Here is a 16,258-nt window from a genome sequence, read left to right as displayed (position 1 = left end):
CCGCTTTCGATCTGGTCTAGTTTCTTTTTTGATTCAAAAAGCTACAACTTTAGCAAGTAGTGCAATTATTGATTTCGCAACGCATTAATACGAACATCCAACGGCGGGTGGCTGGAGAACATTTCGGCCAAACCCTTGCGTTTGCCTTTATTAATACCAAACGCCATCAAAGATTGTGGCATTTGCTCTGGCATCTCTTGTTCTCGCTGCAAGGCCTGTAGTGCGCCAATCATTGCTGTATTGCTCACCAAACTGGCACCTGCTTCATCGGCACGAAATTCACGGCGGCGAGAGAACCAGGCAACCAATATCGATGCCAGAATGCCTAAACAAATCTCTGCAATGATAGTCGTAACAAAGTAAGCAATACCATAACCGCTGCTTTCGCCTTCTTCATCGCTCGACAAAAAGCTATCGACTGTTTGACCAATAATTCGGGCAAAGAACATCACAAAGGTATTCACCACGCCTTGAATCAGGGTCAATGTCACCATGTCGCCATTGGCAATATGTCCAATTTCATGGCCAAGAACAGCTTTAACTTCTTCACGGCTCATTCGCTGCAGCAAGCTATCACTCACTGCAACCAAAGCCTTATTTTTATTCCAGCCGGTGGCAAAAGCATTAGACTGTGGCGAATGGAACATCGCAACTTCTGGCATGCCAATGCCTGCTTTTTGTGACAAATCTTTAACTGTCTCTACTAGCCATTGCTGCTCAGCATTTTCCGGCCGCTCAATAACAATCGCCCCCACCGAACGCTTGGCCATCCACTTGGAAATAAACAGTGATAACAATGCACCGCCAAAACCAAATAATGCACAAAACACTAGCAGTCCAGACATGCTGTTAGTGCTCAACCCCAGCAGACTCATAATCACACTGGCAACTAGCAACACAGCTAGGTTAGTAGCCAAAAATAAAACAACTCGCAGCATTACAAACTCCAAACTTACTGATTGGTTATGGGGAGTAATATAAAGCCACCAAGCATAAAATCAAGACATATTATGTCAAAATTTTTGATCTAGTTAGATACGTGTTTGATCTACCTGACAATCGGCCAGAAATGTAGATAAGCTAGCTGCCAAAACTCGCTCTGGCTTATAACCTGGTTTTTCTAGTTCAACTTCACCGGTTTCCTGATTCAAACAAATCACCATGTCATTATCAGTGGTGGCAAAGAACCAGTTTTGCTCTTGCTTGTTCTTCTGCTTAGCCAACGAGTGACCTAATAGATTTTGCTGCATCAAATCTAGGTCTTGATCGCTATTACAAAAAATCAGCGTCAAACTGCCTGGCGCTTCATGTTCCGATGACCAAATAGCGGGTAAGCATTCTGAATGGTAAGCGCCTATATAGTCTTGAAAATCTTGATGAACCGATAGCTCCAAAGATTTAACTAAACCAGATAGCTGCTTGATTGGCTGTTGTTTAACCGGTTGCCATTGAATCTGTAGACCTTGCTCGCTATCTTCCTGAGTCCCTTCAAGGTGACAATCTGACGGCCATTCCTCATCAAAATCACATAGCGGCTTTCTACTGTGCTGCTGATCTGCCTGTTGTAAAAGATCAGAAAACAAACGATCCAGTTGGTCGATAACTGTCGATTCAGAAGGCATTGGGCTACTCATAAACAAAAAAAATCTGCGACAAATTAGCGCAGATTTAACAGTTTGGCGCAACCAATTTACATTATTTTTGCTTTAACCTAGGGTCGACTGGGTATTGTTGCTTCAATATAAACAATGACTTTCGTAAGTTAATTTTTCTGGTTTTTTCAAACCGCCCACTGACTAACGCATTATGAATGTCTTGTGGTACTGCATATTCATACTTATCCCATAGAATAGCGGTAGCACCTGCTACTTCTTGCAAAGTGTTGTTCAACTCTTGGCCTTTACCAAATCGAATGACATTATCTTCACCCTTGTCAGCCTCTCTCTCATTTATATAATCATTGCGAACAAAATAAAGACTAGCGTATGGTATCTGCTTATAATTTTGTAATTCAGCACTAATTGTTTTAGTTGCACCCATTAGCAATACATCTGTCGTGCTTCGGGCAATATCAATAAGAGCCACACCATCATTTTCACTCTCAGCAAAAGACATTTCCATTTCCATTTCTATTTCTTGGTCATTAGAATATAAAAGAAATGAGCGGCCATCGAAACCTTCACCATTTAACAGTTCAGCATCATTAATCAATACGGCTGGAGAAACCCTTGATTCAATTTCCATTAACTTACTACTTCTCCAAGGACCAATATCTCCAACATCAGTAGATCCGAAGCGCCGAATCAACCAAGAAACATAGTTTAATTGCCCGCTATTATTAATTACTAAATCATTGTTTGAAATCTTGCTATTCCAATATGGGTCTTGCGCAAAGACAGGAGTAGCGTAAATAAAAGCAGCTAAAAGTAATCCAAGCAGCCCACCGAATAGCTTCATTCTGTTGCACCAAAGTAATCATAGAATTATTAATAATATTAGAAATTTGATAGTTATGTGGGAAATATAGGATTAGTTAGACCAAGGGAAGGTTGCCTGATACAAACGAATCAATGATTTATTAATAAACTAGGCTATAAATTAACCAGTCAACTAGTTGCACTGAAATATTCCAACAAATAAGGGGTTCACAAATTTAAAATTGTCCCGAATATTGTAGGTTTGATGAGGCCGAAAATGTTCCATACATTTTTCGGCATTCCCCACTTCCGCGTGAGTCACGTAGCGAAATTAGATATCTGGCGATACATCCCAAAAGTATCTGATTGCGCCGAAGGCTTATCAAAGCTACGCGCAACATAAGGTTCAGTGCCTGGAGAAACAGAGTATTTATTATATTCTACGACCCTTAGGACAGCTGTCGCGCAGCCGATACCTGTCCTTACTTGTTATATTTTTCTTAACTCACACACCCAATAGCTCAATAAGCCTGATAGTAGGGTTGAGAATATAATGAACAATGCATCAGCCGCATAAGTAAAAACCAAAGAATGCTCGAAACTATAAATCGAATTGCATCACGCCACCCAAGTTTTTAACTATCTCAATCAAAAACCCTGATGATCGATATAACGGAAAAATACTGGCGGCGATGGTCATAATTTTTACGGTGATTTTTGAGTAGTGTTTAATCTTCCCGTAGCCTTGAGCTTATCTATTGAAGAGTGCCATCCTCGCCTAACACAACGAAAAATAACATGCGTACTTTAAAAAGGAAGTGAAGGATTTTCTTTTTGATCGTAAAGAATAGCTCTAGGTGCTGGCATGATATGAAAATGACAATTTTTTCAAGCGCTGCCCTTGCAACAATCAACGGCTTTCACAGATTAAATCAATAGCAATCGAATGAAAAATCAAATGTTTTTTGGCAGATATAAATAGCATCTTGAGTGGCGTTATTGTTTTATTTCAATGTCAAGTGATTTTATTTATGACAGCAATCAAAATATTTATGTCTTTCTTCAATTGTAATTACACTATTTTTATGATTCTAACACTAATGCTTTGATTTAAATCATACATTCATTGACTCATCGAAACTTATTTAAAAAAACATCATCAAAGCGTCATGATTGAAAAATCAACATCAGTATTTTCTTGATTAGAGAATTCTGATATTAAAAATAGAATCCACTGTCTTTTGCTGCTGCTAACGTTATTATTATTTTCATGAGAGCAAATTATGAACAATGAAGTGTCTACAATAGAGCGAGCTATAAATTTTCGCCCTTCCGATAGCAAGCTAATGATTTATCTGAGTGCGGTAACTGCACTCTATCTAATCTGGGTCGGTTTATTAAAGCTATCACCACCAGAACATCAACAAATAGAGTTCTGGCTGGGCAATAGCCCACTTTTCGATGGTTTATTAACAACCATAGGAACACCAACTATTGGTGTTTTAATGGCGCTATTTGAAGTACCTGCTGGCTTACTGATTTTGCTAGGTTTAAACAATCGGAAACTTGGTATTATTGGTTGTTTGATGGCGATGGCGATTTTTGCGCTCAATTTTCTCTACTTATTTACCAACCCAGTTTGGGTTGATGCCTTGGGTGGGTTTCCAATAATAGGTTCTGGACAAAATCTATTAAAATATCTGTCGATGTTTGCAGTTCCAGCTTATATCTTATCGCAATATCTGCAGGAAAAAGAAAACTGCAGCAATGCTTTGTTGGTTCGAAAGCTAGCAATTTTCTGCTGCTTTGCAGGAATTGTTCTGGTTATGGGTTGGATTGGCTGGATGAAATTCTACGAATTTGAAGCCAAGGGTATTGTCCGCTTGATGGAACCAAATATCTTTTTCAATTGGACCTATGCCATTTGGAGTGTACAAGGTGCTTCTAACTTTATTGGTATTGTTGAGTGGGCCTTTCTTGCATTGCTATTGTGCCTGCCATTTAATCGCCTGCTAGGCACTCTCGGTGTTATCGGTATTGCTCTGACTGCTTTTGGCACATTAACCTTTATGTTTTCTACTCCTGGTTGGAATCCCGACTCTTTCTTTCCACTATTAAACCGTACAGGTGTTTTTGTACTTAAAGATCAACTGCTACTCGCTGCTGCAATTATTTTATGGCGTGAGTACTAGAAAACATCCTTAATAACCAAAGAGGCTCGTAACCTCTTTGGTTATTTTCTATGACGCTACCCAATTTTAAATCTATAAAGAGTGTCACTCTCGCCCAACACAACGCGAAATTATGGCTGCGGCAAATAATAAACATCCCTCCTTACAAGGCATCGAATATTTTGCTGCATATAGGTTTGATAAGCCTTCGGCATCCTGAAAGAATGAAGTGAAAGAATGACGCCACCCAAGTTTTTAACTATATCTCAATCAAAAATTCTGATAACAAAGAATGACGCCACCCAAGTTTTTAACTATATCTCAATCAAAAATTCTGATAACCGAGATAACTGAAAATTATTAGTATTTAAAATGGTTGCGGCAGTCACTTCTTCGCTTCGGATGCGATGATACTGAATCGATACCACGACGAATACCGGATTAGCTCCGGTTATTAAAAATGTGTTTAATTTTTTAACAGCTATAAAGAATGACGCAAAAGAATGAAAAGAATGACGCCACCCAAGTTTTTAACTATATCTCAATCAAAAATTCTGATAACCGAGATAACTGAAAATTACTGGTATTTAAAATGGTTGCGGCAGTCACTTCTTCGCTTCGGATGCGATGATACTGAATCGATACCACGACGAATACCGGATTAGCTCCGGTTATTAAAAATGTATTTAATTTTTTAACAGCTAAATCAAGAAGGCGGTTGTTTTCCTTGCGCATGTGTCTGCTGTCGACAAGCCTCAGTTTGTTGCTTGACTCGCTCTTTGAACTGTTTGAGGTTCAGCGCACTCCCCATCGCATGGGCAAACTGTCGCGCACTGGCCATTGCAGTGCTGCGACCGCTCATGGCAGAAGCCCACCAGCGTGCATCAGCATCAATTTTTAATCGCTCAAAAATTGGCGGCAAACTATCGTCCATATGATACTTTTTATTAGCTCGCGCCATGCGAGCACTAGCATCAACCAGTTCCAGATAATCTTTTAATTTAAATGGCAGCGGATGAGGTTTATCTTTGATGTTAATACTGGACTTGGTTTCACTATCAACAAAAGGTTTTAATCGGGCGAAATTGTAATCGTAGCGACGCTGACCATTTGTTTTTCGGCTTTTATTTCTACGATGATTACTGGCGGGTAATTCAGTTTCAATTCGAGCTTGAACCGAAGTGTAATTCGAACTTTCTGGCGTTTGTGCAATACCAGCACGCAACGGATTCAGGTCGACATAAGCCATGCAGGTTAGCAGGGCTTGTTCATCCAGCAATGCTTGCGCCTTAAAACGCCCCTCCCAAAAACGACCTTTACATTGATCTTCTGCATTGGCGAGTCGTGCCAATGGCTCGTTAATTGAGCGCATAAACCAGCTTATAGAATAAAGCCGCTCTCGGTAAATCGTGCTGGCAGTTTCTTCGACCCATCGAACCTGCATCTGGGTAAGTAAACGGTGCTTGTGTGGATCGAGATAATCTTTAACCCACGGATGAGGCGAAAACACTTTGCAGTATTGCAACAACACCTGCTTGATATTCCAGCTTTTGGCACGCTCGACATCGATATAAACCACTAGATGATAGTGATTCGACATCACAGCGTAAGCAGCAATATCAACCGCAAACGCTTGGCTCAGTCGATCAATTCTATCGACAATCCATTGGCGACGGTGATCATAATTTTTACGGTGTTTTTTGAGCAGAGTTGGGTCTTCCCCACACAGCCACCCTCGCCTAACACAACGCGAAATTACGTGGAGAAATGGATTTTCCTTCGGATCGTAAAGAATGGCTCTAGGTGCTGGCATGATGTGAAAATGACAACTTTTTCAAGTGCCGCTCCTGCAAAAATCAACGGTTTTCACAGATTAAATCAATAGCAATCGAATGAGAAATCAAATGTTTTTTGGCAGGTATAAATAAGATCTTGGGTGGCGTTATTACTCTCTTATTTACAGATTTTAGTTTATTTTTTAGTTTCCATTTTTCAATTTTTTGATTTGTTATTATTGCATTATGATTCACATATTCTTTTGACATTTGAATATCACAAAGAAAATTTGTGAATATCAGAACTCTGTCATATACAGAGCGACTTCGTATTATGTAATTTTCAATATGAAATTCAATATATTCAGCCACTTGATGATCATTAGGGCAGAAAGCATGTGATTTTCTTATACATTGCTCAGCGATTACAAGCTTTCTCAAAGCTGTATCAATAGATTTACACGTTTGCCAGCAGTCAATTTGATATTGCTGGTCATCTGTTGGTTCTATATCTTTCTTGTGAAACTCTAAATCACTTAGAAATAGAGTGAAAATTCGATGATTCAAATTTACTCCTTAGAACATAACACCTCAAACAACGGCTAATTTTACAGTCGCGCTTTTTGCGGTGTCTTTTGCAAAAAGCGCGACTGTAAAATTTATCCGAAAAAACCGGGCATTCAGCAAGGTTTAACCAATGCATATTTAGATGCTGAGGGCTTATTCTCGTTAAGAGAAAGATGGATCACGCTTCACTATCCCAAGTGAAACGCCCTGTGCGGACCCGCATGCAGGGTGTTGTGGGGGCTGAGGGTTAGAGACCCTCGGCTACCCGATTATATGCTAAGACCACACTTGTCACCATTTCTTTTGTTTAACGTAATTAATTTTAACAGCACCGGAATCCGACTCTTTAGCCGCCAACTCTATTATGCCGCCAGATTGAAGTAAGCCGAGTTGTTTCTTAGTACCTTGACTGAAACGACTTACCTTTAGCTCCAACGCTGCGTCAGTAAAACCAGACTGCGTAAGTTTGATAAAAGCCAGCAATTTTCTTTTACTCGGATCACCACTTAAATCTCTAATAGTAAATATTTGGGTATGTGAATCAAAATCAGCAACTGATTTAATAGAGCCATCTTCGTAGCTCCATTCATCTCCTTTTTGAGTCTTCCAGTTACTTCTCATACATCCCCGTACATATAACGGTTTACAACAACCAGGGAGAATTGAGCCTTGGCGAAATTCGAGTCGGTTGCTTGTGTTTGTTGAACGAAGCCGCTGCGCGACACCTATCCTTATTTGTTATGACAATTTAAAAAGTACAGATTTCATTTTTTTCGGTAGCGGCATTTATTGTTTGTTGTTCTGTCAGAGAAACATCTCGAACCAAAGCCCCGCTAAATGCATATACAGAAATAATATATTGATGATTTTTTTCAGGTATAAATTCAGTCCCGGTTATTCTAGTAACCATTTGGGAGCCTTCTTGAGTTATGGTGCTGTAGCTATTTATTAGAGGCTGATCTGCAGGAACCTGTACTGTTATTGAATCAATTTTACCATCAGGCGCTTTGAGGGTTGCTATAGCGCTCGGACTTGCACAGTCTTTGCTTTCAAATTTAAACACTGAAGTTGGTGCATAAAAGAATGGCCCCGACTTAGGTGAGGAACTTAGGTTATATGTCACTTCAACGAGATCAACTCCTTGAGGCGGGACATACTTGGTGGCGCAGCCTGCTAATAATAGAACGCCTAGTGCAGGAATAATCTTCTTCATCGTACCCTCTAAAAAGTCATAACAGCTTAATAGTATGCATGCGCGATATACCGGTTTTGTAGCATACTGGTAAATATGCAACCACCTGAAATACTTCTAGTTTTCCTCAGATCTTCCAATCCTGACCGAGAAACCGCGCATGCCTGTTATCTCAAGATAACAGGTTTTTTGTTATTTCGGAACAGACTCACCTCAACCTATTGATATGATGTTATTTAAACTGGTTTACCTTCGGTAAAACGCGCATTCTAGCGATAGCGTTCAGTCAAAACGCGCATAAAAACCAGCATCCTCAGAAATAGACTGTTTATATATACAGCTTTTCACTTCAGGTTGCTTTTATGGCTTCGAGGTGCGTTATTTGGCGCTGGAAGTCTGGTGGTTTGACGCTGGGGACTTGTTTAAATATCTGGTTAGCGATTTATTAAACGACTTATTTTTCTACGATTGAATCACGTTAGAATTTTGAAAAATATAACGCTTACGAAAAACCCGGGTGCGCTTGAGCTTACCCAGGATACGAGGTTGTACGGAACAATCGTGCAATTGATTTCAACGGTTGATATATCCACTAAAAACCACAAAACAATTCCGACATAATGTTTGCAGGGAATTCACTGATACCCCCGAAAGTTGCAGGTCGCGCATAGCGCTCCGTGCAACCTACGCGGGCGAGCAATTAATTCATCGATTTAATTCCGTAGGTCAACTTGCTTGCCACCCACAATCGTGTTTGGCCAACAATAAGATATTTTTATAACAAGCAAACTAATAAATCATCAAATCAGTTTACTCATAAGTTATTTTTTATCTTGTATAGTCATTCTTTTGGGTGGCATCAGTTTTCGCGCCGATGAAACCGGCGTCAATATCAATGGTAAACGAAAGTGGCTACATGTCGCGAGCAATGACCGCTGGACGTGGATTGAAGCGCATGAATCAAGAGGTATCGAGGCAATGGAAGCGATCGACATCTTGCCTAAATTTACCGTTTTATTGGTACACGATCACTGGAAAAGCTACTACCGATTTGTGCTGTGCTTGCATGTATTGTGTAACGCCCATCATGTACGTGAATTGGCGCGAGCCCATGAGCAAGATGGCCAGCAGTGGGCCAAGGCAATGGAAGATCTGCTTTATGAAATGAATACAGCAGTCAATGAGGCGGGGGGTGAGTTGGATGAAAAGCAGTGTCAAAAATGGGTGAAGCGATATCGAAAAATATTAAAAGCAGGTGATCGGGAATGCCCGGCACCTGAGCCAAAAAAAGCGGATAAAAAAGGTCAATTAAAACGAGGGAAATTAGCACGAAGTAAATCGAGAAATTTATTAGAACGGCTGCGGGATTTTGAAGCAGACGTGCTGCGGTTTATGAGTAATACCCGAGCACCGTTTACCAATAATCAGGGTGAACGGGACTTCCGTATGAGCAAGGTTCAACAGAAGATATCAGGCTGCTTCCGCTCATGGGATGGCGTGAAAGCGTATTGCAGAATCCGGAGCTATATATCGACCTGCCAAAAACATGGGGTCGGTGTTGGGGAGGCTTTGTCGTTATTATTTGCGGGTAAATGGCCGGACTTTATTCAGGAGAAATTGGATCGGTTGGTGTGACATGCTGAATGGTTACAAATTTTGAAGCCTTAACAAAGACTGGCATGGAATAGAATGCCGAGTGCTTTACCCAATAATTTGGCTAATTTCTTTTTTGGCTTGATCTAATGAAGCTTCTGCCGCATCACCCATTGCCAAATCTTCCGCATAAATCGTGTGCACCGAAGTCAGTCCAATAAATGCTAAGAATTGACGAACAAAAGGCATTTGATGATCGATACCTTGCTGATGTAATTGCCCACCGCGAGTCGCAATTAAATACACCGGTTTATCTTGCATTAAACCTACCGGTCCTTTGTCAGTGTATTTAAACGTCACACCAGCACGGGCTAATAAATCAAACCAGGCTTTCATTTGAATCGGTAGGTTGAAGTTGTAGGTCGGCACACCGATCACCAGTGCATCGGCGGTTTCAATTTCATCTTTCAGTTGATCTGCTAAGTCAATAACTTGCTGTTGCGCTTCACTTCGTTGTCCGGCTTCACTGCCTAAAGCGCCCATCACTTCCAAATCAAGCATCGGCAACGGCTGTGCAATTAAGTCGCGTTCTGTCACTTCACCTTGATGAACCTGCTGCCATTGCTCAATTAAATGCTGTGCCAGTTGGCTCGATTGGCCATTGTCACCAAACAAGCTGCTTTTTACATAAAGAAGTTTTTTCATTTTTATCACCTTTAACGCTATTACCGTAAAGCGCCATTACCCGGAAGATTAATAAATTTGCTGCGACCGCTTTAAATGACTGTAAGCGGCTTGAAGCAACTGACAGCGAGTTTGGTATGAATTGAGTCGATCATACATAGTAAAAAACCGTGGAGTATGATCGAATTTTTAGATGTGTTTGATTACACTAGTACTACTTTTAGACTGGCTGCCCGCCAGATCAGTCCGCTAGGGTTAATCAACATTTAAGGTGCGTTAATGGCAAGCCAACAGATAAAACCCTCAGCCAAAGTCACGCTGGAACAGTGGCAAGCCTTGATTGCAGTGGTCGAGCAAGGTGGTTATGCCGCTGCGGCTGAGTATTTAAGAAAAAGCCAATCATCTATTAGCTACAGCGTACAAAAGCTTGAAAGTAACTTGGGTTTACGGTTATTTAAGTTACAAGGCAGAAAATCGGTACTGACTGAACGAGGCAAGCTCATCTATCACAGCGCCTGCCAGTTATTACAACAATCCCAACAGATTGAATCTCTGGCACAGCAGTTTTCCAAAGGGGTTGAGTCCGATATAAAAATTGCTTACGACGCACTATTTCCGACTTGGATGATTCTGGATGCAGTGGCTAATTTCCAAAAAAGTTATCCACTAACCCGGGTCGAATTGAGAGAAACCGTGCTGAGCGGTACCACTGAAGCAATGCTCGATAGCCAATATCAGATTGCGATTGGTGCCATATTAACGCCGGGGATTATTGGCGACCCGATTATCGATGTGGAGTTTCTTGCGGTTGCCAGCCCGGAGCACCCGCTTCACCAACTGAAGCGGACAATTGACGAGGTAGATTTACGTCAGCATTGCCAGCTAGTTATTAGTGATTCAGGCAAACAAAATAGAGATGGCGGCTGGTTAGGTTCACCAAAACGCCTGACCGTTAGCCATCCAACCGCATCAATTTATGCCGCATGCAAGGGCATTGGCTTTGCTTGGTTGCCAATAGAAAAAATTCGCCCCGAATTAGTCAGTGGCCAGTTAAAAACACTGCCATTGAAACAAGGCAGAGCCCGCAAGGTTCCGTTATATATGGTGCACAGCCACCACGGTTATAGTGGCCCGGCAACTAACCATATGATCGATATGATTCGCCAGCAAATCGCTGCCCATCAGCCATTAGATTGCAGTGGTCAAACGGATAGTCCATAACCGAGTATTGTCTCAGCCAACACGTAATGGCTGCAGATGTGTTAATCTGTGCCAAAGTTTTTTCAAGAGCAGCACCAGATGTTAATCCTCGGCAAAGTTACCCCAGAACAGTTGATCGAACAGAAGTTGTTCAGACATTTTCATAGCAAATTCACCCCAAACCATGATGTTTTGCAAAAAATCCTGCCAGATGAAAGCATCGAAATTACCGTAATCGTCGGCACCTGGTGCACCGATTGTCATCATCATGTCGGTAAGTTCATCGCCTTGATGGAAGCCAAGAGCAAACTGCTGTGGAAAGTTAACTACATTGCAGTAGACCGTAAAAAGCAAGACCCAGATGGTTTGGCAGCTGCTTATGAATTTACCAAGGTGCCTACCTTTATCATCAAGAAAGAGGGTCGTGAAGTGGGTCGCATTGAAGAAAAACCGATGGTGTCATTGGAAGTTGATTTATTCTCGATTATTAAACGCGCTTAAATGCTAAAAATAATCGATTAAAAGACAGACACAAAAAAGCCGCCGCTGTATTAATATAATAATTAATACAGCGGCGGCTTTTTCAAATCAATTAAAGCAGTTTAATGCCCTGGCCTTGAATCTCAATCAAACCCTGTCGCTTCAAGCCGCCAATTGCTTGCTTGAAAGATTTTTTACTGCACAAGAACAAACGGCGAATCAGCTCTGGATCTGTTTTATCATGTACCGGCAAAAAGCCACGAGATGCATGTAATTTATTTAAAATACTTTGCGATAATGCATCGATTTTAGCGTAGCCAGGTTGCTCTAGCATAATATCAATATTGCCATTTTCATGGATTTTCTTGATAAAGGCTTCCAGCTTCTGGCCATACTTTAATGGCTGGGTAATGTCTGACTGGAAAATTTGTCCCCAATGGGCATTTTCAACAATCACCTTGGTGCCTAAATCGGTTCGACCCGCCACCAGAACGTTAACTTTCTGGCGTGATTTATATTCAGGCTTGCTCTGGTTGAGGTGTTTATCATAACGACCAGTTGCGGCAATACGGCCCGAGTTATCGAGGTAGACATACACCACATAATGGCGGTCTTCTTCCATTTTTGGTCGCTGCTGGGCAAAAGGTACCAGCAAATCTTTCGGTAAGCCCCAATCAAGAAATGCACCCACTTGGTTGACCATTGCCACATTCAAACAGGCAAACTGGCCCAGCATTACTTTGGGTGTTTCAGTAGTGGCAATATACTGATCTTCAGAATCGAGGTAGATGAACACATCTAAATCATCACCAATCTGAGTATTCTCAGGCACGTAACGACGTGGTAATAGAATCTCACCAAATCCATCGATATCTTTATTACCGCCATCTAGAAAGAGTCCAAAATCGACCTGTTTAATGACCTTAAGTCGATTCATCTGCCCTAACTTAACCATGCCTGCCTGCCTCTAACACTAAAAAACACCGCAAGCATACATTAGTTTTCTGGTTCAAGCTGCCATCTGCAGTCAAACCGATTAGAATAGCCGACTTAATAGCGCGCCAATTGCCAGACCAACCGTTTAGCTGATATTTCATGCCAATGGTTGGGCTGAAAGCAATAGTTTCTATTCTCCCTAGAGGGCGATAGCCTTGGCTGCGACGATGTATTTAACAAGCGAGATTAAGAATGGCGATTAACTGGTTCCCAGGCCACATGCACAAGGCCCGCAAAGAGATCAAACAGCTGATGCCGAAGATCGATGTGGTGATCGAAGTGTTGGACGCCCGGCTACCCTACTCCAGCAGCAACCCCTTGGTGCCACTACTGAGAGGTGAAAAGCCATTTTTAAAGATCCTGAACAAGAGCGATTTAGCAGACCCTGCAGTGACTAAACGATGGGTCGAGACCTTGCAGCAAGAGCCTGGCGTTAAAGCCATTGCCCTGCACCAGAAACAAAAAGGCGAAGTTAAACGCATACTTGAGCTGTGCCAGAAAATGATGCCAGAAGGGCGTAATTACATTATCAAGCCATTGAATGCTTTGATTTTAGGTATTCCCAATGTTGGAAAATCGACCCTAATTAATACCTTGGCAGATCGGGCGATTGCACAAACCGGTAACACGCCAGCAGTCACCAAAATTCAACAGAGAATCAAGTTACCTAGCAATATTGTGCTTTATGACACGCCTGGCTTTTTATGGCCTCGCCTTGAGCCAGAAGCCTGTGGATATCGCTTGGCGCTGTCGGCTGCGATTAAAGATTCCATCTTTGAATATGAAGATGCTGCATTGTTTATGGCCGAATATTTACTCGACCGTTATCCAGCCATCACACAAAAGCATTTCCGCCTGACAGAACTTCCGGTAGACAATATTGAAATGCTGGAAATGATTGCGGTTGTGCGCGGTCATATGCGCAAGGGTGGTATTCCAGATATTCACAAAGTGGCCACTGCAATGATCAATGATTATCGTAGTGGCGTGCTGGGCAAAGTGACCCTAGAAACACCAGAAATGGTGGAAGCTGAATTGGCAGCGGTTGAGCAAGCTCAAAAAGAAAAAGCCAAAAAAGAAGGTAAGGGTCGCAGAAGCTAAAGTCACCTCTGTCACTTTGGTTAGAAAAACACCAGTGCCTTCTGACAAACAATGCAAAATGTCAGAGGGCACTGAGGCTTTTCTCCAGTGATCGGGATAATTTAAAAATCTCTACAGGGCCTTAAAAATTCCATCACTCATGCTAGCAAACTTCTCGAACCACTATTTTCTGACTACTTACCTAAGGTTGGATAAGCTCCAACATAAACAAGGTCTGTGTTTTTAGCTGGCAAGTGACAACCTAAACAATCAGCTTTGTAGTTAGAAGAAACATTTTTACTACGGTTGTCCGGCTTATATAAACCCCAACCCCAACCTTCACCCCAAATTTTATTATCAGAGAAACGTCCTTTCGCATCCTTGATCATCACAAACCACTGCTTAACATCTGTCACCGCGTGCCCCACGCCTTGACCCGTTGTATAATCGCCTGTTTTAGAAGCTCGTAGTTCCTTCACAAGAGTTGCACCATCAGGGAATTTACCCGTTTTTCGATATGCTTGTGCGCTCGACTTCTCGGTGTAAACATCATGAAAACCACTAGCTGCACCCTCAGGCACAAACCATGAGCCCAAGTGAACCATCGATATGCGAAAATCATCAGGCAAGCTTATATTGCCTTGAGTATCAACATATGGAGAGAACGATTTATCATCAGCTATTGCTTCGCTCGCCATCAAGAATGATGCACTCAACATTACTGACATGGATATAGCAGGCACTATTTTTGTTTGTACTTTTTTTCGCAACGTATTAAGTCGTTTCATAAAAATTCTCCATAATTCAGTGAACATTCAACATTTATCACTAACAAATCTTCCGAATATTCTTCGATAGCATCCCATTCATCCGCTTGGAAAAGCATACTGCAGTGCAATTCAAGAAAATTTTGTTTAATGAATAAGTAGCTTTAGTTTTTTTGAACATATGCTTTCGATATCTAAAAAACAACTGAAACTAAACGAAGGCCAATAAATATCTTTACCGCTATCAAGTGTCACGATTAATTATTCCGTTGCAGAAGGCGATTTAAGGTTTGCTCTTTTCTTTAAAGGTCGTGGAATATAATAAATACTCTGTTTCTCGAGGCACCGAACCTTATGTTGCGCGTAGGTTTGATAAGCCTTCGGCGCAATCAGACACTTTTGGGACGTATCGCCAGATGTCTGATTTCGCTACGTGACCCACACGGAAGTGGGGAATGCCGAAAAATGTATGGAACATTTTCGGCCTCATCAAACCTACAATATTCGGGACAATTTTAAATTCTTGAGCCCCTAACAGTAACTCCCAAACCTTTTTCGCATAATCAAACCAAGAGTAATTACTGGCATTATACTTAACAACTTTTGATCGGAGTTTTACTCGATTAACAGCCTGTACAGCACGAATAAAATCACCTGGACCTCTACTTAAAAACTGTTTGGATCTGCTAGCACTCTCAGCAGAAATTTTACTTCCCTTAAATACTACGACTCTAAGGGTCGTGGAATAAAATAAACATCCTGTTTATCGAGGCACCGAACCTTATGTTGTATGTAGGTTTGATAAACCTTGTAGCATAAAGTTAGCTATCTATGACATGGGCTATTTTTTCCCACAACTTTTATACGATCAGCTTTTAGTTAAATGGCTTTTTGAAAATTACATCGCCATTTTACGCTGCATTAACACTTCCATTTCAGCGCGTTCGACTCCTGCAACCCCCATCAAGTCAATAGAAACCTGCTGCAATTCGATAGTTTTCGGGTATTCAATTAACCAAAAACGTCCGCCTACCGAAGTTGTTTTTGCGCCACTGGGCAAGTCCAAAGCCGCTTTAGTGACAGTACCATCATGCTTAACCACTATTACTCCAGAAATACTACCGACTTTATTGCTTTGTAACTCTCGCACTTGGCGACCAGCATAAATGCCGTTAGCAACAACATTAACGTTGGCATCCGCGCTTAAAGCACTTTGTACCGCAATAGGTCGATAGTTATAACCTGCGCTGGTAAAACTTGTTTGATTTTCCTGAGCGACGAGTTGACCAGAGCCAAGCACGACCACTAAGGCAATCATGTTAATAATCTTTTTCAT

General features: G+C 41.5%; 16 protein-coding genes. 5 read left to right on the top strand and 11 right to left on the bottom strand.

Annotated elements, in window-relative coordinates:
• Positions 1-65: 65 nt before the first annotated feature.
• The 3 genes from htpX to DC094_RS21175 form a co-directional block, all read right to left on the bottom strand.
• Positions 66-938 (bottom strand): protease HtpX, encoded by an 873-nt coding sequence (htpX, locus tag DC094_RS21185; protein ID WP_116689125.1) that lies wholly within the window; start codon positions 936-938, stop codon positions 66-68.
• Between the two features lie 93 nt (positions 939-1,031).
• Positions 1,032-1,634 (bottom strand): SecY-interacting protein Syd, encoded by a 603-nt coding sequence (locus DC094_RS21180; protein ID WP_133245655.1) that lies wholly within the window; start codon positions 1,632-1,634, stop codon positions 1,032-1,034.
• Positions 1,635-1,695: 61 nt separating this feature from the next.
• A complete protein-coding gene (locus tag DC094_RS21175) occupies positions 1,696-2,457 on the bottom strand; it encodes a hypothetical protein (protein WP_116689123.1) in 762 nt (253 codons plus the stop codon).
• A 1,243-nt stretch (positions 2,458-3,700) separates the two neighbouring features.
• Here DC094_RS21175 and DC094_RS21170 point away from each other — a divergent pair.
• Positions 3,701-4,609, top strand: coding sequence for a DUF417 family protein (locus tag DC094_RS21170; RefSeq protein ID WP_116689122.1), 909 nt, complete (start codon positions 3,701-3,703; stop codon positions 4,607-4,609).
• Positions 4,610-5,294: 685 nt separating this feature from the next.
• Here the strand turns inward: DC094_RS21170 and DC094_RS21160 are convergent.
• The 4 genes from DC094_RS21160 to DC094_RS21145 form a co-directional block, all read right to left on the bottom strand.
• Positions 5,295-6,401, bottom strand: coding sequence for a transposase (locus tag DC094_RS21160; protein ID WP_116689120.1), 1,107 nt, complete (start codon positions 6,399-6,401; stop codon positions 5,295-5,297).
• A 43-nt stretch (positions 6,402-6,444) separates the two neighbouring features.
• Positions 6,445-6,930, bottom strand: a complete 486-nt coding sequence (locus DC094_RS21155) for a Cthe_2314 family HEPN domain-containing protein (protein ID WP_116689119.1) — start codon at positions 6,928-6,930, stop codon at positions 6,445-6,447.
• Between the two features lie 291 nt (positions 6,931-7,221).
• Positions 7,222-7,551: a hypothetical protein gene (locus DC094_RS21150; RefSeq protein ID WP_116689118.1), complete on the bottom strand. Its 330-nt coding sequence runs from the start codon at positions 7,549-7,551 to the stop codon at positions 7,222-7,224.
• A 127-nt stretch (positions 7,552-7,678) separates the two neighbouring features.
• Positions 7,679-8,143 carry a hypothetical protein gene (locus DC094_RS21145; RefSeq protein WP_116689117.1) on the bottom strand — a complete coding sequence of 155 codons (465 nt, stop codon included), beginning with the start codon at positions 8,141-8,143 and terminating at the stop codon, positions 7,679-7,681.
• 828 nt (positions 8,144-8,971) lie between these two features.
• Here DC094_RS21145 and tnpC point away from each other — a divergent pair.
• Positions 8,972-9,757 carry an IS66 family transposase gene (tnpC, locus tag DC094_RS21140; RefSeq protein WP_158527421.1) on the top strand — a complete coding sequence of 262 codons (786 nt, stop codon included), beginning with the start codon at positions 8,972-8,974 and terminating at the stop codon, positions 9,755-9,757.
• 66 nt (positions 9,758-9,823) lie between these two features.
• On the opposite strand, the gene DC094_RS21135 is transcribed toward tnpC, so the two are convergent.
• Positions 9,824-10,420, bottom strand: coding sequence for an FMN-dependent NADH-azoreductase (locus tag DC094_RS21135; protein WP_116689115.1), 597 nt, complete (start codon positions 10,418-10,420; stop codon positions 9,824-9,826).
• A 258-nt stretch (positions 10,421-10,678) separates the two neighbouring features.
• Between DC094_RS21135 and DC094_RS21130 the strand changes: the two genes are divergently transcribed.
• The gene (locus tag DC094_RS21130; protein ID WP_116689114.1) at positions 10,679-11,620 is read left to right on the top strand and encodes a LysR family transcriptional regulator; all 942 of its coding nucleotides are present in this window, start codon (positions 10,679-10,681) and stop codon (positions 11,618-11,620) included.
• 48 nt (positions 11,621-11,668) lie between these two features.
• On the top strand, positions 11,669-12,100 hold the full coding sequence (locus DC094_RS21125) for a thioredoxin domain-containing protein (RefSeq protein ID WP_133245654.1): 432 nt from the start codon (positions 11,669-11,671) through the stop codon (positions 12,098-12,100).
• 91 nt (positions 12,101-12,191) lie between these two features.
• On the opposite strand, the gene DC094_RS21120 is transcribed toward DC094_RS21125, so the two are convergent.
• Positions 12,192-13,016 (bottom strand): CvfB family protein, encoded by an 825-nt coding sequence (locus tag DC094_RS21120; protein ID WP_241504104.1) that lies wholly within the window; start codon positions 13,014-13,016, stop codon positions 12,192-12,194.
• A gap of 251 nt (positions 13,017-13,267) precedes the next feature.
• On the opposite strand from DC094_RS21120, the gene ylqF reads away from it, so the two are divergent.
• Positions 13,268-14,176 (top strand): ribosome biogenesis GTPase YlqF, encoded by a 909-nt coding sequence (gene ylqF, locus DC094_RS21115; RefSeq protein WP_116689111.1) that lies wholly within the window; start codon positions 13,268-13,270, stop codon positions 14,174-14,176.
• 173 nt (positions 14,177-14,349) lie between these two features.
• Here ylqF and DC094_RS21110 read toward each other — a convergent pair whose 3' ends face one another.
• Both DC094_RS21110 and DC094_RS21105 read right to left on the bottom strand, forming a co-directional pair.
• The gene (locus DC094_RS21110) at positions 14,350-14,943 is read right to left on the bottom strand and encodes a cytochrome P460 family protein (RefSeq protein WP_241504103.1); all 594 of its coding nucleotides are present in this window, start codon (positions 14,941-14,943) and stop codon (positions 14,350-14,352) included.
• 877 nt (positions 14,944-15,820) lie between these two features.
• Positions 15,821-16,258 carry a hypothetical protein gene (locus tag DC094_RS21105; protein WP_116689110.1) on the bottom strand — a complete coding sequence of 146 codons (438 nt, stop codon included), beginning with the start codon at positions 16,256-16,258 and terminating at the stop codon, positions 15,821-15,823.

The sequence above is a fragment of the Pelagibaculum spongiae genome (assembly GCF_003097315.1).
In the GTDB taxonomy this organism is placed as follows: Bacteria; Pseudomonadota; Gammaproteobacteria; order Enterobacterales; family Pelagibaculaceae; genus Pelagibaculum; species Pelagibaculum spongiae.
The sequence above is the reverse complement of the archived record's forward strand: the minus strand, read 5'-3'. Positions and strand labels throughout refer to the sequence as shown.